The 21,423-nt window shown below is 42.4% G+C and carries 21 protein-coding genes; 18 read left to right on the top strand and 3 right to left on the bottom strand.

Features of this window, described 5'->3' with window-relative positions; all coding sequences use genetic code 11:
* Positions 1 to 218 precede the first annotated feature (218 nt).
* Positions 219 to 1,511, bottom strand: a complete 1,293-nt coding sequence (locus CWC03_RS15135) for an alkaline phosphatase (protein ID WP_138582602.1) — start codon at positions 1,509 to 1,511, stop codon at positions 219 to 221.
* A gap of 181 nt (positions 1,512 to 1,692) precedes the next feature.
* On the opposite strand from CWC03_RS15135, the gene CWC03_RS15130 reads away from it, so the two are divergent.
* The 3 genes from CWC03_RS15130 to rnd all read left to right on the top strand — a co-directional run bounded on the left by CWC03_RS15130 (position 1,693) and on the right by rnd (position 5,618).
* On the top strand, positions 1,693 to 2,565 hold the full coding sequence (locus CWC03_RS15130; protein WP_138582601.1) for an alpha/beta fold hydrolase: 873 nt from the start codon (positions 1,693 to 1,695) through the stop codon (positions 2,563 to 2,565).
* A 192-nt stretch (positions 2,566 to 2,757) separates the two neighbouring features.
* Positions 2,758 to 4,410, top strand: coding sequence for a long-chain-fatty-acid--CoA ligase FadD (fadD, locus tag CWC03_RS15125; protein ID WP_138582600.1), 1,653 nt, complete (start codon positions 2,758 to 2,760; stop codon positions 4,408 to 4,410).
* A gap of 77 nt (positions 4,411 to 4,487) precedes the next feature.
* Entirely contained in the window at positions 4,488 to 5,618 is a 1,131-nt protein-coding gene (gene rnd, locus CWC03_RS15120; protein ID WP_138582599.1) for a ribonuclease D, read from the top strand.
* A gap of 82 nt (positions 5,619 to 5,700) precedes the next feature.
* Here the strand turns inward: rnd and CWC03_RS15115 are convergent, their stop codons facing one another.
* Positions 5,701 to 8,766: an efflux RND transporter permease subunit gene (locus CWC03_RS15115; RefSeq protein ID WP_138582598.1), complete on the bottom strand. Its 3,066-nt coding sequence runs from the start codon at positions 8,764 to 8,766 to the stop codon at positions 5,701 to 5,703.
* A gap of 1 nt (position 8,767) precedes the next feature.
* Positions 8,768 to 9,847 (bottom strand): efflux RND transporter periplasmic adaptor subunit, encoded by a 1,080-nt coding sequence (locus tag CWC03_RS15110; RefSeq protein WP_138582597.1) that lies wholly within the window; start codon positions 9,845 to 9,847, stop codon positions 8,768 to 8,770.
* Positions 9,848 to 9,947: 100 nt separating this feature from the next.
* Here CWC03_RS15110 and CWC03_RS15105 point away from each other — a divergent pair, with 100 nt between their 5' ends.
* From CWC03_RS15105 to CWC03_RS15035, 15 genes are all read left to right on the top strand, one after another.
* Positions 9,948 to 10,862, top strand: a complete 915-nt coding sequence (locus CWC03_RS15105; RefSeq protein ID WP_138582596.1) for a LysR family transcriptional regulator — start codon at positions 9,948 to 9,950, stop codon at positions 10,860 to 10,862.
* Complete coding sequence (locus CWC03_RS15100) at positions 10,828 to 11,148, top strand: MGMT family protein (protein ID WP_138582595.1); 321 nt, start codon at positions 10,828 to 10,830, stop codon at positions 11,146 to 11,148. The genes CWC03_RS15105 and CWC03_RS15100 overlap by 35 nt, the downstream gene beginning before the upstream one ends.
* An 80-nt stretch (positions 11,149 to 11,228) precedes the next feature.
* On the top strand, positions 11,229 to 11,801 hold the full coding sequence (locus CWC03_RS15095) for an LON peptidase substrate-binding domain-containing protein (RefSeq protein ID WP_138582594.1): 573 nt from the start codon (positions 11,229 to 11,231) through the stop codon (positions 11,799 to 11,801).
* 60 nt (positions 11,802 to 11,861) lie between these two features.
* Positions 11,862 to 12,482 (top strand): sigma-70 family RNA polymerase sigma factor, encoded by a 621-nt coding sequence (locus CWC03_RS15090; RefSeq protein ID WP_138582593.1) that lies wholly within the window; start codon positions 11,862 to 11,864, stop codon positions 12,480 to 12,482.
* Positions 12,479 to 13,129, top strand: a complete 651-nt coding sequence (locus CWC03_RS15085; RefSeq protein WP_138582592.1) for a ChrR family anti-sigma-E factor — start codon at positions 12,479 to 12,481, stop codon at positions 13,127 to 13,129. The genes CWC03_RS15090 and CWC03_RS15085 overlap by 4 nt, the downstream gene beginning before the upstream one ends.
* 15 nt (positions 13,130 to 13,144) lie before the next feature.
* Positions 13,145 to 14,104 (top strand): YbgA family protein, encoded by a 960-nt coding sequence (locus CWC03_RS15080; RefSeq protein WP_138582591.1) that lies wholly within the window; start codon positions 13,145 to 13,147, stop codon positions 14,102 to 14,104.
* Positions 14,105 to 14,106: 2 nt separating this feature from the next.
* Entirely contained in the window at positions 14,107 to 15,486 is a 1,380-nt protein-coding gene (gene phrB / locus CWC03_RS15075; protein WP_138582590.1) for a deoxyribodipyrimidine photo-lyase, read from the top strand.
* Between the two features lie 6 nt (positions 15,487 to 15,492).
* Positions 15,493 to 15,918 (top strand): nuclear transport factor 2 family protein, encoded by a 426-nt coding sequence (locus tag CWC03_RS15070; RefSeq protein ID WP_138582589.1) that lies wholly within the window; start codon positions 15,493 to 15,495, stop codon positions 15,916 to 15,918.
* Complete coding sequence (locus tag CWC03_RS15065; RefSeq protein WP_138582588.1) at positions 15,915 to 16,631, top strand: SDR family NAD(P)-dependent oxidoreductase; 717 nt, start codon at positions 15,915 to 15,917, stop codon at positions 16,629 to 16,631. Before CWC03_RS15070 ends, CWC03_RS15065 begins: the two co-directional genes overlap by 4 nt.
* Positions 16,624 to 17,877, top strand: coding sequence for an NAD(P)/FAD-dependent oxidoreductase (locus CWC03_RS15060; protein ID WP_138582587.1), 1,254 nt, complete (start codon positions 16,624 to 16,626; stop codon positions 17,875 to 17,877). Before CWC03_RS15065 ends, CWC03_RS15060 begins: the two co-directional genes overlap by 8 nt.
* Positions 17,874 to 18,605, top strand: coding sequence for a DUF1365 domain-containing protein (locus CWC03_RS15055; RefSeq protein WP_138582586.1), 732 nt, complete (start codon positions 17,874 to 17,876; stop codon positions 18,603 to 18,605). The genes CWC03_RS15060 and CWC03_RS15055 overlap by 4 nt, the downstream gene beginning before the upstream one ends.
* A 1-nt stretch (position 18,606) precedes the next feature.
* On the top strand, positions 18,607 to 19,869 hold the full coding sequence (locus tag CWC03_RS15050; protein ID WP_138582585.1) for an SAM-dependent methyltransferase: 1,263 nt from the start codon (positions 18,607 to 18,609) through the stop codon (positions 19,867 to 19,869).
* A complete protein-coding gene (locus tag CWC03_RS15045) occupies positions 19,841 to 20,365 on the top strand; it encodes a DUF2878 family protein (protein ID WP_138582584.1) in 525 nt (174 codons plus the stop codon). Before CWC03_RS15050 ends, CWC03_RS15045 begins: the two co-directional genes overlap by 29 nt.
* A 154-nt stretch (positions 20,366 to 20,519) precedes the next feature.
* On the top strand, positions 20,520 to 20,795 hold the full coding sequence (locus CWC03_RS15040) for an HU family DNA-binding protein (protein WP_010377204.1): 276 nt from the start codon (positions 20,520 to 20,522) through the stop codon (positions 20,793 to 20,795).
* A 144-nt stretch (positions 20,796 to 20,939) separates the two neighbouring features.
* Complete coding sequence (locus CWC03_RS15035; protein ID WP_138582583.1) at positions 20,940 to 21,416, top strand: hypothetical protein; 477 nt, start codon at positions 20,940 to 20,942, stop codon at positions 21,414 to 21,416.
* The last annotated feature ends 7 nt before the right edge of the window (positions 21,417 to 21,423 follow it).

Genomic DNA, 21,423 nt, shown 5'->3' with positions numbered 1-21,423 from the left:
ATCTATTTTGAGGCGAGAAAATCTTGTAGATAACTAGGCAAAAATTTTGCTATTTAGTTGTTCTAAATGAGAAATTTTTAACGCCGTTAGCGTCAGATTTGCTCCTTCAGATTGAGCAAGTATTAAGGCTAATTGGTATATTATCTCTTCAAACACTGTAAAATAAAGAAGGTCAGCAAATGCTGACCTTCTTTATGTGGAATAATAGATAAAGATTTCTACTTTTTAATAAATCCAATCAGTTTATCCGCAATTGCAGTATTATTTTGCGAGCCAATGAAGGCTTCTTTACCTTTACCATGGGCGAACACTTGTACATCGATAGCGGTGTGACCACCCGTTGTCCAACCAGTGAAAGATGCATCACTAATAGCCTCTTTTACGACAACACTAAGCGCCTTCGAACCCTGTGAAAGTGCTTCTTTTACTTTTAGTTCAGTCGCACTGTCATACTCAAGTCCAGTGAGCTCTTGCCACGTTGCTTTAACGTCTTTTGCCTTTGCAAGTGCTTTCGCAATCTCGCCCGCTGAACCTTTCACATTAGCGACCACATCACGTTCCCAGCGATACTGACCATTCGCACCAAGCGTTAATCCACCGGTAGAGTGATCTGCTGTGATCACCAAGATAGTGTCTGGATTGTTATCAACAAAGTCCTTTGCCAGCTTAATTGACTCTGCAAAGTCGTCCATTTCATACATAGCACAAGCGATATCATTAGCATGTCCACACCAGTCAATCTGACTACCTTCAATCATTAAGAAGAAGCCTTTATCATTTTGATTTTCCAATAATGATAGCGCCGTTTTAGTCATTTTAGTTAGGCGCAGAGGCTCTTCATCAATTGCGAATGGCAGGCCTACTTCCGCGAACAGACCAATCGCAGGAATTTTATTTAGCGTTTCAAGCTTAGATAAAGCATCAACGTACTGATAACCTGCGTCTTTAAATTCATTAACTAGATTTCTATCTTCACGAATGAAGTATTTAGTGCCACCACCAAGCATAAGATCTACTGGTAGTTTTCCTGCGATTTTATTGTCTATGTAATCATTAGCAATATCGTCATAGTTACGACGCGATTCATTATGAGACGCGAAACTTGCAGGTGTTGCGTGATTGATTTGCGATGTTGCCACAAGTGCGGTTGTTTTACCTTTTCTTTTCGCTACTTCAAGCATTGTTTCCAGATGTTCTTTATGGGTATCTACCGCAATTGCGCCATTATAGCTTTTAGTTCCTGTACTTAAGGCGGTTGCGCCAGCTGCACTATCTGTTACAACTGTGTCGTCGTCTGGGTAGGTATGCGCCATACCGACCAAAATAGAGTCAAAAATCGTTGGGTCAACCACTTTCGTAGAAGAGTCATCTTTAAAATAACGGTAACCCGTTGTGTAAGCCGGCCCCATACCGTCGCCAATCATGTAAATAATGTTTTTTGGAGCAGCCAGTGTCGGAGCCGCAAATACTAATCCAACAAATGAGGCCAAAAGGCTAGTTTTGAAATTCATTGTTATTCCCGTGTACTTTCCTAAATAGAAGCTTTTTGTTCGAACCTCGCTACTTGCATACCCGAAAGGTAGCTGTGTTCAAATTAAAAATATTTTCAACAAATCAAAGTAGTAAGTTCAAATATGTCACGGTAAGATGATAAATCAATGATGGTACAATGAACACTAAAAGAATTCGTCGATGTCTCTATATGCGATAAAAGAACAAAAAATCGGGCCATTCTCCTATCAACGATGGGGAGAAGGAGAGCAAACCGTTATCTACCTCCATGGCTGGCAAGACAACAGCAATAGCTTTGTACCGTTTGCGCCATTTTGCGATACACAATACACGCCTATCGCACTTGACTTACCAGGTCATGGACACTCAGATTGGAAAAGTGCCGATGCCTATTATTACTTTATCGACTATATCTATGACTTAAAGTGCTTTTTAGATTTAGCACAGATCAAAACGTGCCATATTGTTGGTCATTCTATGGGGGCGATGATAGCTAACTTGTTTGCAAGCTGCTATCCAACACGTTGTTTATCTTTGGTATTAATCGAGGGAATAGGGATTGTGAGTACCTCAGAGAGTGATACAAAAATTCAGCTCATTAATGCATTTAATTCCCGGGATAAATTAAAACAATCTGAACCAAGGGTTTATCCTGATATAAATACACTTGCGCAACTGCGCAGTAAAATTAGTGATGTTTCTATAGAAATAGCAGAGCTGATCATGAAGAGAAATACCCAATTGCATACTGATGGCGTGCAGCTTAGATTGGACCCACGGCTAAAGCATCACTCTGGATTTAGGTATTCCGCCTCTCAGGCAAAATCAGCGCTTAATGGAATATCTATTCCAACTTTGTTGGTATTGGCGGAACAAGGCTATGAAATGATTGTAAGTCAATATAGTCAATTTAAGGGATGTTTCGATTCACTTAAACTTGAGAAAATACCTGGCGGCCACCATTGCCATATGGAAAACCCAGAAATTTGCTATAAGCTAATTGAGACACACCAAAACCGCGACAAAATAGCGTTTACAACTAAAGGAGCGTAAAGAATAAACTAATCATGGAAAGAAAAGTTCACAAAGAGCGCTAAAGCCCACGTTTCAACAGCATCTGGATTGTAAATCCTAAGATATTGTGGGAATATGGCGTTTTTAGAGTATTTGCTCAATTGTTAAAGTGCCTTACATCGTTTATGGTTTAGGGTGAATATAAAAATAACGAGAACACAGGAGCTAAGAGTGGAAAAAATCTGGCTTAAGCGCTACCCAGAGGGTATGCCTGAAACTATCGACCCAGAGCATTACAACTCATTGCTTGAATTATTTGAAAAAAGTTTTGCAGATTATGCTCAGTATCCTGCCTACACCAATATGGGTAAGACACTGACTTATCAGCAAGTTGATGAAAAATCCAAAGCAGTTGCTAGTTATATACAAAATGAACTGAAGCTTGGCCGCGGCGATAAAGTTGCGGTCATGATGCCAAACTTGTTACAAACCCCAGTCACTATTTTAGGTGTACTTCGTGCTGGTTGTACGGTTGTAAACGTCAATCCGCTATACACTGTGCGCGAATTAGAGCATCAGCTAAATGACTCCGAGTCAAAAGCTATCTTTATTCTTGCTAACTTTGCCCACACACTGGAGCAGGCCTTACCAAAAACAAGTGTGAAACACGTAGTGCTGACAGAAATTGGTGACATGTTAGGTGGCTTTAAAAAGCATTTGGTGAATTTTGTTGTTAAGCACTTTAAAAAAATGGTGCCTGACTTTAACCTGCCAAGTACCATCCCTTTCAAAGAGGTGATTGCAGCAGCTCCTACAAAATATCAAAAGCCTGATGTGGCGCTAAGTGACCTTGCATTCTTGCAATACACAGGTGGTACAACTGGCGTATCTAAAGGCGCAATGCTTACTCATGGCAACATGGTAGCAAACCTAGAGCAAGTTTCTGGCTGTTTAGATACAGTATTAGTTAAAGGAAAAGAAGTCGTTATCACGGCGCTACCGCTGTACCATATCTTCGCATTAACAGCGAACTGTTTGACCTTTATGAAGTATGGTGGTCACAATATCTTGATCACTAACCCACGAGATATGCCCGCCTTTGTAAAAGAGTTGGCAAAAGTGCCATTTACCGCTATCACCGGTGTAAACACGCTATTTAATGGCCTGTTAAACACGCCTGGGTTTGCCGACCTCGACTTTTCAACCCTGAAAATGTCTCTAGGTGGTGGTATGGCTGTACAGCGTCCTGTCGCTGAGCGCTGGCAAAAGGTTACAAAATCAAAGTTGATGGAAGGTTATGGCCTTACAGAGTGTGCGCCACTGGTTACTATCTGCCCACATGATCTTGAAGCCTACAACGGTTCTATTGGTTTACCTGCACCAAGCACTGACATTAAGATTGTTGATGACAATGGCAATGAAACCCCTAAAGGTGAGCCCGGTGAGCTATGTGTGAAGGGCCCGCAGGTGATGGCTGGTTACTACAACCGTCCTGACGCAACCGCCGAATGTTTAAAAGATGGCTGGTTTGCAACGGGTGATATCGCCACTTATGATGATGATGGTTTCTTCTACATCGTTGATCGTAAAAAAGACATGATCTTAGTGTCCGGCTTTAACGTTTTCCCTAATGAAATCGAAGAAGTCGTTGCTATGCACGAAGGCGTATTAGAAGTTGCAGCGGTTGGCGTGCCCCATGAAGTTAGTGGTGAGCAAGTTAAAGTTTTTATTGTTAAAAAAGACCCATCTTTAACAGAAAAAGATATAATTGCACATTGCCGAGATAATCTAACGAACTATAAAGTACCAAAGCTAGTTGAGTTTAGAGATGAACTGCCAAAGACTAATGTTGGTAAAATACTGCGTAGAGCGTTAAAAGAATAACAAATAGAGCCGGCACTAGCCGGCTTTTTTATAGCTAGCGTGATATGGCTAGTTATGTAAATTGCATGGGAGTAACAGTGCAGTATCAAGTTATTGAAAGCCAAACAGCACTAGATGAATTTGTCTTGTCTATTTCGAAAGCCAAAGTGCTCGCCGTCGACACCGAATTCATGCGTCGCCGCACCCTATACCCAGAAATTGCTCTGTTACAGATCTTTGATGGTAACCACCTTGCTCTTATCGATCCATTAGCCGATATAGATTTTAGTAGGCTTTGGACATTATTTTCCGATACTAGTGTTTTAAAAGTACTCCATTCTCCTTCGGAAGATATCGAAGTATTTCTAAAGTTTGCAGGTTTTATCCCATCACCAATATTCGATACCCAGTTTGCTTTACAGTTGTTAGGTGAGGGTAGTTGTATTGGTTTTGCTAATATGGTGAAGCAACTTAGAGGCGTAGACATTGACAAAAGTGAATCCAGAACAGATTGGTTACGCCGCCCTCTAACTCAGAGCCAATTAGATTACGCCGCCTCCGATGTATATCATTTGCTACCATGTTTTGAGACTATTCAGGCGCGAGTAAATGAAAAGCAGCTATTTAACATAGTGCTTCAAGAAAGTGAGTTGCTCGCTCAAAAGCGAAGTTTCCGCCAGCCAGATGAAGTTCTTTACCTTGATGTCAAAAACGTATGGCAGCTCAAGCCTAGAGATCTTGCCACCCTGAAAGAACTTGCAGCGTGGCGCAGAGCCAAAGCAGAGAAAAAAAACTTAGCGCTAAATTTCGTGCTTAAAGAACATAACATGGTCGAGATTGCTAAACGTCGTCCAAGCTCACTGGGCAGTTTACGCAATGTTCCAGGTGTTGAATCAATGGAAGTCAATCGCTCTGGTAAAGAAATTCTCGCCTGTATAGAAAAAGCAAAAGAAGTAAGTGAACAAAATTGTCCACAACGTGTTAGAAGACTTATCGACTTTAAAGGTTACAAAGCAGCATGCAAGGATATCAAGCAGGTTATCGCCGACGTCGCCAAAACTAACGATATTCCAGTTGACGTGTTTGCCTCGAAGAAACAAATCAATCAGGTGATCAGCTGGTCGTGGAAAAAATCACCGGAAGAAAAGCTATTGCTGATGAAACCCGATCTTGCGTTAGGGTGGAGGGCTGAGCTTGTTGCAGATAAGCTAGACAGTTGGTGGCAGTAGCGCTCCTATCAATTAAACGTGAAAGATAAACAACGAAAGCGATAGTAACATCCACCTTCCGAAGAAGGTGGATGTTACTCAACTAGTCTTTTGGTTGTTCGATACCAAAGTACACGCAATGTAACACCGGTAATACAATCAACGTCAGTATGGTCGCAAAACCAAGACCAAACATAATGGTGACCGCCATTGATTGGAAGAACACGTCAAATAATAGTGGGATCATACCCAGTATGGTTGTGATAGCAGCCATAGATACAGGCCTTACACGACTCACACCAGAATCAAATACCGCTTGGTAAGGGGACTTACCGGAGTCAATTTCGATATTGATTTGGTCCATCAGTACAATACCATTTTTAATCAACATGCCGGATAAACTAAGCAAGCCTAACAGCGCCATAAAGCTAAACGGTGCTTGTAGTAATACAAGTCCTGCCGTTACCCCAATAATGGCAAGTGGCACGGTAGACCAGATCACTAATGGCTTTTTCACTGAGTTAAAGAGCAATACGGTGATCATAAACATCGCTAAATAACCAATTGGTAAAGAACCAAAAATGGCTTTCTTCGCTTTGCTTGACGACTCATACTCGCCGCCCCATTGCATCTCGTATCCTTGGGGTAGTTCAATGGCTTCGATATCCGCCTTCACTCTTGCAAACAACTTAGCTGGAGTTTCATCACCTATCACGTCGTGATCAGCCATTACCGTGATGGTACGTTTACGGTCGCGGCGCATGATCAGGCTATCTTCCCAAGTGACACTAAAATCATCCACGATTTGTGAAACTGGTACGTAGACGCTAAGAACAGGACTGAATATCTGTAAGTCACCAAGGTTCTCAACATTGAGTCTCTCTTCCTCGGGAGAGCGTGCGATGATAGGCAACAGTTGCGTACCGTCTCGATATAACCCGACTTTGTTACCTGACACCGAAGTCAGTAGCAACTGATCTAAGTCTGATTTACTGATCCCCAAACGACGCGCCTTCAATTCATTAAACTGTGGACGGATCAGTTTGGTTCTTTGTCGCCAGTTGTCACGAATATTAAACGCTTTTTCGTCTTGGCTGATAATATCCTTGGCTTCTTCAGCTAATTGGCGCAACACAACAGGGTCTGGCCCCGAAAACCGAGCCTCGATTTTTGCATCGGTTGAGGGACCAATTTCCATACGTTTTATTTTGAGACGTCCGTCTAGCTCATTTTCAAGCTCATAATCGCGAAGCTTGGCAATCATAGCCACTACTGCTTCTCGGTCTTTTACACGTACAATTAACTGGCCATAAGCGTCGTATTGTTTTTCGGGCGAATAGGTCAACATAAAACGAGGCGCACCTTGCCCAATCGTTGACGTTACTTCGTTAACCATAGGATCAGCCAGTAAAAAGGATTCAATTTTCTCAATATTCTGCGCCGTGCTACGTATATCAGCTCCTTGGTAATGCCAGTAATCCACATAGAACATTGGTGTATTTGAAGCTGGGAAGAAAGACTGCTTAACCGATTTAAAGCCAACAACTGCAGCGACTAATAGCAGTGCCATAGAAATAATGGTAATAGCGCGATTTTTAAGGCAGAAAGTCAGCATCGATTTATACACGGTGAAGATCACGCCTTTATAAGGGTCGTCTTCATCGCTTGTATCTGATGACTTTTCCTTCGGTCCTTTAAACATCATATTGGCAAAAAATGGCGTCAGTGTAATTGCCGTTACCCAGCTTAGTAGTAATGAAATTAACAACACCCAAAATAAAGAACCGGCAAATTCACCACTGGCATCTGAGCTTAAACCAATTGGCGCGAAAGCAGTGATCCCAATAACGGTTGCGCCAAGAAGTGGCCATTTTGTCTGTTCAACAATGTTCACAGCGGCTTTTATTTTAGATTGACCCCGTTTAATATTAATCAAAATGCCTTCAGTCACGACTATGGCATTATCGACTAGCATCCCCAATGCGATGATCAAAGCACCCAATGAAATACGTTGTAAATCAATGGCGAATATCTTCATAAAGATAAAAGTACCAAGCACGGTAATAAGCAAAATACCGCCGATTAAAATACCACTCTTTACACCCATAAAGATAAGCAGAACGATAATTACGATGGCAATGGCCTCTATAAGGCTCACGATGAAGCCGTCAACCGAGGTTTCTACTTCCGTTGGTTGATTGTAAACCGTGTTGATCGTAATACCGTACGGACGCTGATATTCTAATTGCTGTAAGTGATGTTCGATCTCTTTACCCACCTCAACAACATTTACACCAGAGGTAAAAGAAACCCCAACCAGCAGTGCACGCTTTTGATCAAAACGTGTAATATGATTCGGCACCTCCGCATATTCACGTGTCACTTTTGCCACGTCCCCCAAATAAATGAGTTCCTTGGCACCTGGCTTTGAGATAAGTAAACCCTCTAGCTCAGAAACGTCTGTAAACTCACCAGTAGGGTGCAGGCGAATAGACTCATCTCCAACTCGTATTTTACCCGCATTAGAAACCGTATTTTGAGCTTGTAACAACGAGAAAATGTAACTAGGCGCAATGCCAAGTTGTGACAGTTTTTGTGTTGATATTTCGACGATCACTTGTGCTTGCTGTTCACCTGCGACCGTGACTTTACTCACACCTTCTACTAGCACTAATTCACGCTTCAAAAAGTCAACGTAGTCTTTTAGCTCATCATACGAGTAGCCTTCACCGGTGATCGCGTAGAGTTCACCGTAAACGTCCGCAAAATCGTCGATAACGCTTGGTGCCATTACACCTGGCGGTAGCTTCGGCGAGAGATCATTTACTTTACGGCGCAGCTCATCCCAGATCTGCTGTAAGTCTTTCTTACGGTACTTACTCTTCATCTCAACGGTGATCTGCGACTTACCGGGGGAAGAAATTGAAGTAACATAATCAACATAGGGCAGAGACTGTATTGCATTTTCAATTGGGAAGGTAACTTCCTCTTCCACTTGTTGTGGCGATGCGCCAGGGTACATGGTCACGACCATGGCTTTTTTTAGTGTGAATTCAGGATCTTCTAGTTGGCCTAAGCCCAAATAGGATACCACCCCGGCAATAAGCAGGAGTAGTGCAAACATCCAACTGATGACCTTATTCTCAATTGACCATTTGGCTAAGCTCATGTTACAGACCTCTTTCTTTAGTCCAAGGTCTCACTTTTGCGCCTTCTTGCAAGTAATGCACGCCCGCAGCAACAATTTTTTCACCAGGTTCAAGACCCGAAAGTACCTCAATACCGGTATGATTAAGTTGACCGACGGTGACTTCGCGTTTTGTGACGGTCTGATTATCGCTTTGATATACCCAAACGTAACTATTTCCCTCTGTACCTTGCTTTTTATCGGAGAATACTGCCTGGTTAGGTACTATAATTGCCGTATTTTCACGGTTAGTAATTTTGCTTGGGTCGACATAAACATGGCCAGTCATACCTGCGAACAAATTAAAATCCTCAGGGATTGGAAGACTAAATACGACTTTGTAGGTTAAGGTTGCAGGGTCAGCCTGCGTATCCCATTCCTTAATCGTAAGCGGGTAAGACTTACTAGGGTAACCATCAAAAACAACGGTCGGTTTGTAATCCGAATCTTTATCAACACGTGCAACGATGCGCTCAGGAACTTGAATAACCACATCCATCATATCGCGTGTTTCAAGGCGAAGGATATTCTGCTTAGCCACCACGTTTTCGTAGTTTTTGACAAACACCTTGGCAACCGTACCACTAAACGGCGCTCTCAGCTCACTATATTCGAGGTTCGTTTTAGCAATTTTAAATGCAGACTCCGCAACTTGCTTATCTGCATTTGCTTTATCAAACTCAGCTTTAGTCGCTATGCCTTTTTCAAATAACGGTTTAATTCTCGATAACTGAGATTTGGCGAGTTCAAATTGGGCTTTACGTTGTTCATATTGTAGGTTGAAATCTTCAGGATCAAGCTTTGCTAGCAATTGCCCTTTTTGCACGTCTTGGCCTGCAAGAACTGGAAACTCGATAAGTTCACCATTTACACGAAAGGCAAGATAGGAGCCTTGGTTTGCCACCACTTCAGCAGGGAAACTGCGAAGCGTGCTGCTATTAGGATCCGAAACCGTGTGAATTTTAACCGGCCGGTTAGGGGCTTCTGTTGGGGCTTGTTCTGCTTGTTCTTGGCAACCCACTAATAGGGTAGCCAGCACAATTCCAGAAAACACTCTTAACATATTGTTCTCCATGACAACGTCAATTTTAATGCGTGCAGAATAATGGAATTACATATAAAATAAAAATTATAAAACATTCTATACTGCATAAGATTTATTTATGAAGATTTCGGACTTAGCAGCGTTTTGCACTGTTGTTGAAGCGCCTAGCCTCACCGATGCGGCAAATAAGCTTCATAAGACACAGCCTGCGGTCTCTCAATCAATTAAAAGATTAGAACAATCTTTGGGATTTGCCCTTTTTGAGCGTGAGAAATATCGCAACGTGTTAACAGAGCAAGGTCGTCGATTTTATTTTGAAGCCGAAAAATTGCTTAATCATCATAGAGACTTGTCATTACTCGCGACTGAATTCGCGGCAGGTAATGAGCCAAGCTTTAACATCTGTTACGAACCGATCGTATATCAAAACCAGATTGATCAAGTATTGGGCAATGCCTTCATTAAGTTTCCCGCAACTGAAATGAATATCTCGAGTGGTAAACGTTTTTTTGCACTTGAGCAAGTCACACAGGGAATTGCGAATCTTGGCATTGGCCCTTGGTTTGATCTTTTTCATTCAACTGGCGATCTAGAGTCAATGCCGATTGGACATGTAAAATTAGGTTTAGTCTCATTAACAGGCTATATGCCGCCAGAACTTAGCTTTTCGGAGCTTGCGAAATACCCATCTCTTGCAATGAAAGAAAGTAAATTCAAGTTTGACAGTGAGCGCTTGGCATACAGAAACAGTAACAATGTCATGAAACTCGATGACGCACTGGCAATAAAAAGATACTTATTGCAAGGTATGGGCTATGCCCTAATCGGCCTTGACCTTTGTAGAGAAGAATTAGAGTCTGGTGTTTTGCAGCAAGTGAGGGTGTTTGATAGAAAGGATGAGTTTGAAGCTGAGATCCACGCGTATCGTTTACATATTTCCCACCATGGACCAGTAGCAAGATATTTTTGGGATAAATTAAAAGAGTTAAATATTCAATATGAAAAGCAGCAATCCTCAACAAGAACTCGCTGAAAAAGTCTTCACCGTAATTGGCGGTATCCCATTTGGAAAAGTTGCGTCATATGGGCAAATAGCGAGGTTAGCAGGCTCCCCAAAACATGCGAGAAAGGTGGGTCAATTACTAAAGAACCTACCACAAGGTTCAACGTTACCTTGGTACAGAGTAGTCAATAGCCAACGACGTATTTCATTTCCTTCAGGTAGTAGTAAATTTCAAGAGCAAAAGTCACGCTTGCAAGCTGAGGGCGTCACATTCTCACATAGCAACGTGATAGCTAAACACTGTGTTTGGGAATAATCATAAATTTAGCGTTAACTGATCCAGATAAATAGAGCAGTCGTAATTATCGTTAGTTTTTGTATATTTGAACGGGAATTATGAAACTCGCTTTATTTCCATTGCCAATATTCTTGCTTCCAGGTGGGTTCACCCGCTTGCGGATCTTTGAGCAGCGCTATTTATATATGGTAAAAGAGGCTGCTAAAACAGAGCAAGGTTTTGCGTTATGCCCATCTTTAGCTGATTCACCGAACAATGTGTCAAAAGAAGGCGTCCACGTTAAAATCGTCGACTTTTCACAAGATGATGATGGTCAGCTGCTGATTGATGTTGAGGCACTATCACGCATTGCGATCAGTAATGTGGAAGTAGACTCGCAATCGTTACGCTACGGCGATTGTGACATTATAGATGGGCCGCCTTGGCAATGTAGTGAAGAAGCATTTAGCCTTGTTGACGAAACCCTTACTCACAAACTTCAGAGCGTTTTTATCGCCAACCCAATCCTAGATGATTTGTACCGTGACAAGCATTTTACTCAGCCTCTTTGGGTTGCTTATCGTTGGCTAGAAATCTTACCCATCTCGATGACCCAAAAACTAAAAATAAAACAAGCACAAACATTTGAACAGGTGGCAGAGTTCTTACATACTGTATTAGATGAAAAATAGTGATCCATGCCAAGTTTTCGAGCGTACTAAAGCTTATAATTATAAATTGGAAGGTGAGCTATGTTAGGCCAACAGCAATCTACCGATTGCAACGTTCAGTCAGGAACTCGCAAAGCAGTGCAAGAAACTCCCTCTCAAGCGTTATCAGACGCTTTAGTTAAGGTTGCAGAAAAACGAGATCGCAAATCTTTTGCTTTCTTGTTTGAGTACTTTGCGCCAAAAATCAGGCGCTTTGGTGTGAAACAATTTGGAAACGATGCCCAAGCGATGGAGCTGGTGCAAGACACGATGACGTCAGTGTGGCGTAAAGCCCACCTTTATCATCATGATAAAGGCGCAGCCACAACGTGGATCTATACCGTAATGCGTAATGCGTCGTTCGATGCACTGCGTAAAATGAAGAGTAATAAAGAAGAACATATCAGTGAGGACATCTGGCCGATAATTCAAGACTCTCAGGCTGACGACGATGGTTTTCAAGATCACTTGCAAACGGCGCAAATTCAAAAGTACATCAATAAGTTGCCGCCAGCACAACGAGACATAGTAAAAGGCGTATACTTTCAAGAAATGTCGCAAGAACAATTGGCAGAGCACTTAAATATACCTGTCGGGACAGTTAAGTCACGTTTACGACTTGCTTTACAAAAACTTCGCGCAGAAATGGGAGATCAGGCATGATTAAGCATCACCCTAATGATTCATTATTAAGCCAATTTGTTGAAGGTAATTTGCCTGCAAGTATCAGTGTCGCAATTGCAGCACATGTCGAAATGTGTCCTTGTTGCCAGAAAAAGACTCAACAGCTCGAAGCGCAAGAGGCGAATGTTCAGCTTGGAGGAGGCAGCGACTCTTCACTAAGCTGTGATTTTGAGGCAATGATGCAAGCGATAACGCAGGATGATGAAATTGACGAAGTTAAAGAATATATTCAACCCACATTTAACTATCAGGGTAGGGATGTTCAATTACCTAGGGCTATTGCGAATATCGATCGCACCAAATTTTCAGGTGTAGGCAAAATCGCCCGCTCTCGATTATTATTAGAAGACGGCGACTTACGATCAAGTCTTCTACAAATCGGAGCGGAAGGGGAAATTCCAGAGCACACTCACACAGGCTTTGAAATCACCTTGTTACTTGACGGCGATTTTGCAGACGAAGCTGGGGAATACGTACCAGGCGACTTTATCTGGCAAGACGTCAAACATAATCATTCTCCGCGCACAAAAGAAGGCTGCCTGTGCTTTACCGTTGTGAGCAGTGCACTACACTTTAATAAAGGGTTAAGTAAGCTGTTAAACCCAATTGGTAAGTTGATTTATTAAAGGAATAGTTGCGAAATGAAATTTTCATCACCAATAAAAATTGGCATTAGCGCGTGTTTGGCTGGAGATAAAGTGCGGTTTGACTCAGGCCACAAGCGTTCAAACTTTTGTATGGATGAATTCTCTGAACATGTTGAGTATGTGCGCTTTTGTCCGGAAGTTGCGATAGGCTTGCCAATTCCAAGACCAACCATCAGGCAGATCCGTGTAGGCGACATTATCAAAGTTAGTCGTCCCGACGGTAAAGAAGATGTCGCACCAAAGCTTAAGGAGTTTGGCGAAAAGGTTGCGACTTCTCAGACACAAAGCCTCTCCGGGTTCGTATTTTGCGCCAAAAGTCCAAGCTGCGGAATGGAGCGTGTTAAAGTTTATAACGAAGCAGGAACTGGTAATACATCAGAAGGTATTGGTATTTTTGCTGAGCAAATTATAAAGCACAATCCGCTTTTACCTTGCGAGGAAAATGGTAGGTTGAACGACATGCACCTAAGAGAAAACTTCGTAATGCGGGTATTTGTCTATAAAAGTTGGCAAGAACTGACTCAATCCGAGAACATCGGTCTACACGAGCTGACGAATTTTCATGCCAAGCACAAATATCTGTTGATGAGCCATAATTACCAAGCCTATAAAGATTTAGGGCGTCTACTTGGTGATGGCAAGCAGTTTGACAGAGAGATGCTGAAACAAAAATACATCAGTGGTTTGATGTCAGCACTGAGCAAGCCTGCCAATCGCAAAAACCAAGCAAACACGTTAACGCATCTACAGGGATATTTTAAGAACGAGCTTTCGAGCATCGAGAAGCAAGAGATGTGCAACGCAATAGATCAGTATCGCAAAGGTATTGTACCTTTATATGTACCATTGACCTTGCTCAAGCATCACCTTACCGTACATCCTAAAGAATATTTGCAAAGCCAAGTGTACTTTGATCCGTACCCCAACGAACTGCGTTTAAGATTCGGAATTTAATTATGAAAACAGCTTTTTGGTTTCGCCGTGATCTCAGGGTTTACGGCAACGAGGCTTTGATTGAAGCCGTAAATGAGGGCGCACGCGATGCGCTCTTTTTTTATTGCAAGTCACAGTGGCAGTCACACAACGTAGCCAGTATTCAACTCGACCTACTTGAGCGCAGATTACTTGAGCTTGGCAGCCAGCTTAGTGAATTTGGCATTACGCTACATATTATTGAAGCGAGCACATTCGCTGAGCTGCCAGCGCAGCTTCAAGTTGTTTGTGACGATAAAGGCATTGATTGCTTATATGCAAATAAAGAGTACGAAGTAAATGAAGTGGCCCGCGATGAAGCGTGTGAAACTGTGATCTCGTTAAAATTATTGGATGGCGATCTCGTTGCCAAACCGGGCTCTGTGCTTACGGGCTCCGGTGAGATGTTCAAGGTGTTTACCCCCTTTAAAAAAGCATGGTTAAAGCGTTTTGTGGGGCAGCAATTTCACTTCTCTAGCTGGCCATTGGACAAACAACATGAAGCAAACTTCAAAAAGCCAACTTTTTTCGAGATGACCAATGGATCTGAAAAGTGGCCAGTGGATGATAATGCCATTGTCACGATTGTAAATCGTTTTATTAAGGACAAACTAGCAGACTACCAAGATGACCGTGATTTCCCTGCAATCAAAGGAACTTCGGGGCTCAGTCCATACTTGGCATTAGGCATTGTGTCGCCCAAGCAGCTCATCGCACAGATCCAACTTCATTACCCTGAAGTGCTTGAAAACCCAAGTAAGCCAGAGTTTTGTTGGGTGAACGAGCTCATTTGGCGTGAGTTTTATCGCCATCTTATCGTCGCTTTCCCCCGTTTATGCAAGGGCTTTAATTTCAATGATAAATATAACGCAGTTAGGTGGCGTAACGACAGCCAAGCATTTGAACGGTGGTGTAATGGTCAAACTGGCTACCCGATTGTCGATGCGGCAATGCGTCAGCTCAACAAAACCGGCTGGATGCACAATCGACTACGCATGATTGTTGCCAGCTTTTTAACCAAACACTTGCTCATCGATTGGCGTAAAGGCGAAGCCTATTTTATGTCTAAATTAATTGATGGAGACCTTGCCAGTAACAATGGTGGCTGGCAGTGGGCTGCAAGTACGGGATGTGACGCGCAGCCTTATTTTCGTATTTTCAATCCCATCAAACAGAGCGAAAAGTTTGATCCCGATGGTTCCTTTATTCGTACATATGTGCCTGAATTAAAAAATGTTCCAGCAAAACATATTCATTTTCCCCATGACTATTTAGCGGCATTTGGTGGAAAGGACGTCTATGTAGAGCCGCTGGTTGATCACAAAGAGGCAAGGGCAAGAGCACTTGACGCATTTAAGGTTTAAATAGGTATGGATCACAGAACGCAGCGATTCGTGGCAATTTATAACGAAATAGACAAATACTGCCTCGGTAAATTGGCTTCAATCTACACTGAGGACATCAGTTTCGTAGACCCTTTTCATAAAATTCAAGGGCTTGATTCGCTAACTAGTTATTTTCAGGGGTTATATGAAAATATCTCTGAAATCGAATTTCTCGTTACGAACGCCTATCAGGTTGATGACATCAGCTTTATCTACTGGACTATGTCCTATCAACACCCCAAGCTAAACGGGGGTAAACTCATAGAAGTTGAGGGTCATAGTCGTTTGAGTTTTATTGGCGAAAAAGTAGCGCAACATCGGGATTACTTTGACAGTGCGCAAATGCTGTACCGCCAAGTCCCACTACTTGGTGGTATTATTCGGCTATTAGATAAAAGGATCTCGGCATGAGTAACATTTTAATTACTGGCGCAACATCAGGAATAGGTAAAGGCCTTGCTGAATTTTATGCAAAACAGTCACACCACGTAACTGCTTGTGGTCGCAACCAAGAAGTGTTAGGCGAATTAGAAAACAGCGTAGGTGCTAGGAGCAAAGCATTTGATTTAACGAATCGCGATGAGATAGAAGATAATCTCAAAGATATTGATAGCTTAGATCTTGTGATCCTCAACGCAGGTGGTTGTGAGTATATTGATAACCCTAATCAATTCGACGGCCATTTATTCGAACGAGTAATGAATATCAACGTCATCTCAATTGGACACTGCCTAGACGTATTGCTGCCAAAAATGAAAACTGGCGGTCACCTTTGTATCATAAGTTCCAGCAGTGCTTTTTTACCTTTACCTCGTGCCGAAGCGTATGGTGCTTCGAAAGCGGCTGTCAGCTATTTAGCGCGCACCCTGACCGCGACATTAAAAAACATTGATGTGACCTTAGTTCACCCAGGATTTGTAGAAACGCCGTTGACAGATAAAAACGACTTTCCGATGCCATTTATTGTCAGTGTCGATGAGGCCGTTGGTTACATTAGCAAAGGAATAGAAAAACGTAGCAAGGAAATACATTTCCCAAAGAGATTTACCCTATTTTTAAAACTTCTCAGGTTACTGCCATTTTCGTTGTGGTTACCTCTCGCAAAAAGGATAGCCCGTGGCTAAGATTGCAATAATTGGAAGCGGTATTTCAGGTATGACCGCAGCATACCTGTTAAGTCGTCAACATGACGTAAAAGTCTTTGAAAAAAATGATTATATTGGCGGACATACGGCAACTATTGATGTTGAATACCAAGGTGAAAAGCGCTCAGTTGATACCGGCTTTATCGTATTTAACGACAGAACCTATCCAAACTTTGAAAAACTACTGGCTGAAATTGGTGTTAATCGCCAAGAAACCGAAATGAGCTTTAGTGTTCACAACAGTCAATCTAAGTTTGAGTACAATGGCCATTCACTCCGCACGTTATTTGCACAAAAGCGTAACTTATTGAGACCAACCTTTTGGCGATTGCTAAAGGATATTGTGCGCTTTAACGGTCTTTGTAAGTCATTGTATGAAAAAGACGACTATCTAGGTGTTGAAACGCTTGGCAAGTTGTTACAGCAACACCAATTTAATGAGTTTTTTAAGCTGCACTACATCTTGCCGATGGGCGCAGCTATCTGGTCAACGAGTATTAAAGAAATGCTCGATTTTGAAGCTAAATTCTTTGTCCAGTTTTTCTTCAACCATGGGCTCTTGGACATCGCAAATCGCCCTCAATGGTATGTTATCCCAGGTGGTTCAAGAGAATACATTCAACCACTAGTGGCAAAATTTAAAGACAGTATTGTGCTTAATGCTGACATTAAGACCGTGGTTCGTGATGAGTCAGGTGTAACCATCGTCTTCAAAGATGGTAGTAATGAGTACTTCGATAAAGTCGTCTTTGCATGTCATAGTGATCAGGCTTTAGCATTACTAAATACCCCATCGAGTGATGAACAAGCGATACTTGGTGCTATCCCTTATACTGCAAACTCTGTGGTGCTACACACAGACACCCGTTTATTGCCAAAGCGTCCTCTGGCGTGGGCCAGTTGGAACTATTTATTAAACGAAGCGACGGACAAAGCCGCTGTTGTCACCTACCAAATGAACATACTGCAGGGGCTTGATGCCAAACATCAATACTGTGTCACGTTAAATCATGATGAAGGGATAGCTGAAGACAAAGTGATCCGCCGCTTTGTCTATCACCATCCGGTTTTCAATACCACCAGCATTGCGGCCCAAAAACGTAAAGCCGATATTGATGGCAAACACCATAGTTATTTTTGTGGTGCGTACTGGTTCAACGGTTTTCATGAAGATGGGGTAAAAAGTGCGGTAGATGTGGCCGAGCAATTGGGTATCTCATTTTGAACAGTGCAATACTGGTTGGCAGAGTTCGGCATCGGCGATTCGCCCATGCCAGGCATGCTTTTTCTTACCCCATGTATATGATGTGGCTAGATTTAAGTGAGCTCGATGCACTCAATAGTATTTCGTCAAAGTTTGGTACATCCGGCTTAAAACTGCTTAAATTCAATCAAGCTGACTATATCCTCACAGAAGGCGAAAGCTTAGTTGAGCGCGCACGTGCTAAGTCAAATGCGCTTGGCAAACCGGTTTCTTCACAAACAAAAGTATATTTAATGGCGCAAATACGCTGTTTAGGCTTTTACTTCAGCCCGGTTAATTTCTATTTTTTTGAAGACGAGAAGGAGGCTGGTTTTAGCCATATGCTCGCAGAAGTCAGTAACACGCCTTGGAATGAGCGTTATTTTTATTTAGTTGAATTAAATAAAGAAGTGAACTTTAAAAAGCAATTTCACGTATCACCTTTTATGAATTTGGATATGCACTACCATTGGAAAGTGAGGCCACCCGGTGATAATACGCTAATCCATATTGAAAATAGAAAAGGTGACGAATTGCTATTTGATGCCACGATGACGCTCAAAAAGCAGGAACTCAATGAAGCAAATATAAATCAGTTGCTCAGGCGGTTTCCTGTAATGACATGGAGCATAGCTAAAGGTATCTACTGGCAAGCGTTGAAGTTATTTTTAAAAAAAGTGCCTTTTGTTGGGCATCCCGGAAGAGTATAAGATGGAAAATACCACGACAATATCCTCATCAATTTCGCTTTCTACATTCGATAGATTGTACAAAAAGCTCGTCTTTGGCGCGTTGAATACCTTAGAAATCGGAAAAGTGGTACTTGTCGAAGGCGACCAAAAATACTGTTTTGGTGAGTCAGAAACAAGTTTAAGTGTTGATATTCATGTTCATTCAGCGCAAATGTATAAGCAGTTTGCACTTGGCGGCAGCGTCGGAGCTGGTGAGTCATACATTCTTGGTCACTGGAGTTGTTCGGATTTAACCAAACTGATTGAGATCTTCGTCCTAAACCAAGCTCAGCTGGATGCCTTTGAAAATAAGTTTGCATTTTTCTCCGGCATTGCGAATAAGATAAAGCACCTTAAAAACAAAAACTCAAAACAAGGCTCAAAGCGCAACATTGTCGCCCACTACGACCTTGGTAATGATCTTTATGAATCATTTTTAAGTGAAGAAATGCTGTACTCTAGTGCAGTGTATCCGTCAAAGGAAGCATCGCTTGAAGAAGCGCAGCAACATAAGTTAGCCGCAATCTGTGAGCGCTTGGATCTTCAGCAAACTGACAAAGTTGTTGAAATTGGCACAGGATGGGGCGCATTTGCGATTTATGCTGCAAAAAATTACGGCTGCCATATAACCACGACAACTATTTCAGAAGAGCAGCACGCTTACGTGAAAGCACTGATTGAAAAAGAAGGGTTGCAGCACCACATCACATTACTAAAACAAGATTATCGTGAATTGGACGGCCAATATGACAAACTGGTGTCCATTGAAATGATTGAAGCGGTTGGACACGCTTATTTATCAGGCTTTTTTGCCAAATGCAACGACTTGCTAAAGCCGACAGGCGCAATGCTTATTCAGGCCATTACCATCGCCTGCCAGCGTTATCAACATTACCTTAAGCAATCGGATTTCATTCAGCAGTACATTTTTCCCGGCGGTTGTCTTCCTTCGGTGAGTGAAATGAGCAAGCAAATCGTAAATTCCACTGATATGGTTATCCATGAACTCCATGATATCGGTCTGCACTATGCCAGAACGCTATACGATTGGCGTGTTCGGTTTGAAAAAGCATGGCCTTCCCTTGATGGTAAACGTTTCGATGAGCGCTTTTATCGCCTTTGGCAGTTTTATTTATGCTACTGCGAAGGGGCGTTCAAACAAAGAGCAACCAGTGCCGTACATTTAGTCGCAAGAAAACCAAGATACCAGTCAAATGTCTGTACTCAAACATTGGATTACTAACGCGCTACTTTTCCAAAGTATTTGGTTTGCAGCATTGTTTTTTCAAGCAGACGCGCTTTGGTTTATGTTAGTTGGCTGTCTGGTTATGCTCGCGGGTCACCAAAATAAGCGCCTCAATTTGGTGCTCGCGCTCGTGGGCTCCACCATAGGAATGGGCATTGAATTAATTGCGGTCAAAACCCAGCTTATTAGTTACCAAGGTAGTGAATTACTTCCGCTTTGGCTCTGGGTTTTGTGGATAGCATTGGTGCTGACAGTAAATAATGCACTTTCCAAACTGTTAACCCTCAAAGCGCCGATATTATTAGTGGTATTTTTGGTCTGCGCGCCACCTAGCTATCTTGGTGCTGCTAATTTTGATGTAGTTTCTATCTCAATGCCTTGGTACATTTTTTGGCCAGCATTTGGCGCACTGTGGAGTGTGGGGTTCTACCTGATAGTGAGTTTTAATCGCATTTTATGGGGTACAAAGCTTGCGCAGTCGCCAGCAAATTGATAGCGTTTGATTACAAACCCACAGGATCCGGGGCGAAACACAATAAAATAATAAATATTTCGTCGAATTTCGCAATTTTGGGGTTGCACATAAACGCAAAATGCATAAACATAGGTTTTGCTTAGGCAAATTATAAAGTTATAGGAATCTAATAATGAATAAAGCTCAACTAGTTGAAAAGATGGCGGCAGACGCAGAGATTTCAAAAGCAGCGGCAACTCGTGCTTTAGAAGCGTTTACTGGCGCAGTAACTAACACACTAAAAGATGGCGGTTCTGTTGCTTTAGTTGGTTTTGGCACATTCTCAGTAAAAGAACGCGCTGCGCGTACTGGTCGTAACCCACAAACTGGCGCTGAAATCCAAATCCCAGCTGCGAACATTCCTTCGTTCAAAGCAGGTAAAGGCCTAAAAGACCAAGTAAATCCTTAATCCACTCGCTGGACGAGAAAAACCTCCCAAGTCGGAGGTTTTTTTATGCCTCTCATATTCATTATAATTGATAGCGCTATCTTGAATTTGCTACTATCACCCCAATCTCGTATTTTTATCTAATAAGTTGTTTAATCAGTTTTCATGAAGCGTTTTCACTTTTTCGCCGTTATGTCATTACTCATGTTGTTATGGGTGGCTGCTGCGTGCGCGACAGGAACGCCTGATACTCACTTATCCCATACTTCCGATACGAATAGCACAAGCTTCGAAAACATCACCCAAAAGGGCCCCGCTGACTCCAATCAGTTACCCAGTAAGCCAAGTCCTGCGAGTCCAATAAAGCTCAGTGGTGAAACCACGCATCACGAAAAGGGCTTATTGCCGGAACGTGAGCGTACTAGTCACCCTAGTTATTTTCTGCATCCTAAACAACAAGCCGAATATGCGCTTGTATTTGAGCTTGCAGCAGAAAAATATGTACCGGCCTCAGTCTATGACATCAATAGACCTAAACCTGTACCTTGGTATATGTGTGATACTCGGCCAAATAATGGCTTTATCGACAACTGTAAGCCGGCAAACTTAACCTTCAAAGGCAGCCTCAACTTCGCCTCTTAATCATTAT

This window comes from Pseudoalteromonas sp. S2755 (assembly GCF_005886535.1).
Classification (GTDB): Bacteria; Pseudomonadota; Gammaproteobacteria; order Enterobacterales; family Alteromonadaceae; genus Pseudoalteromonas.
This window is presented reverse-complemented; position numbering and strand designations above follow the sequence as displayed.

Bases quoted from the DNA above. Each gene is read 5' to 3' on its own strand.
- CWC03_RS15090 (WP_138582593.1), top strand. From the start codon at position 11,862: ATGTTAGGCCAACAGCAATCTACCGATTGCAACGTTCAGTCAGGAACT.
- CWC03_RS15050 (WP_138582585.1), top strand. From the start codon at position 18,607: ATGGAAAATACCACGACAATATCCTCATCAATTTCGCTTTCTACATTC.
- phrB (WP_138582590.1), top strand. From the start codon at position 14,107: ATGAAAACAGCTTTTTGGTTTCGCCGTGATCTCAGGGTTTACGGCAAC.
- CWC03_RS15100 (WP_138582595.1), top strand. From the start codon at position 10,828: ATGAAAAGCAGCAATCCTCAACAAGAACTCGCTGAAAAAGTCTTCACC.
- CWC03_RS15135 (WP_138582602.1), bottom strand. From the start codon at position 1,511: ATGAATTTCAAAACTAGCCTTTTGGCCTCATTTGTTGGATTAGTATTT.
- CWC03_RS15070 (WP_138582589.1), top strand. From the start codon at position 15,493: ATGGATCACAGAACGCAGCGATTCGTGGCAATTTATAACGAAATAGAC.
- CWC03_RS15045 (WP_138582584.1), top strand. From the start codon at position 19,841: ATGTCTGTACTCAAACATTGGATTACTAACGCGCTACTTTTCCAAAGT.
- CWC03_RS15065 (WP_138582588.1), top strand. From the start codon at position 15,915: ATGAGTAACATTTTAATTACTGGCGCAACATCAGGAATAGGTAAAGGC.
- CWC03_RS15080 (WP_138582591.1), top strand. From the start codon at position 13,145: ATGAAATTTTCATCACCAATAAAAATTGGCATTAGCGCGTGTTTGGCT.
- CWC03_RS15130 (WP_138582601.1), top strand. From the start codon at position 1,693: ATGTCTCTATATGCGATAAAAGAACAAAAAATCGGGCCATTCTCCTAT.
- CWC03_RS15040 (WP_010377204.1), top strand. From the start codon at position 20,520: ATGAATAAAGCTCAACTAGTTGAAAAGATGGCGGCAGACGCAGAGATT.
- CWC03_RS15105 (WP_138582596.1), top strand. From the start codon at position 9,948: ATGAAGATTTCGGACTTAGCAGCGTTTTGCACTGTTGTTGAAGCGCCT.
- CWC03_RS15110 (WP_138582597.1), bottom strand. From the start codon at position 9,847: ATGTTAAGAGTGTTTTCTGGAATTGTGCTGGCTACCCTATTAGTGGGT.
- CWC03_RS15115 (WP_138582598.1), bottom strand. From the start codon at position 8,766: ATGAGCTTAGCCAAATGGTCAATTGAGAATAAGGTCATCAGTTGGATG.
- CWC03_RS15095 (WP_138582594.1), top strand. From the start codon at position 11,229: ATGAAACTCGCTTTATTTCCATTGCCAATATTCTTGCTTCCAGGTGGG.
- CWC03_RS15035 (WP_138582583.1), top strand. From the start codon at position 20,940: ATGAAGCGTTTTCACTTTTTCGCCGTTATGTCATTACTCATGTTGTTA.
- CWC03_RS15085 (WP_138582592.1), top strand. From the start codon at position 12,479: ATGATTAAGCATCACCCTAATGATTCATTATTAAGCCAATTTGTTGAA.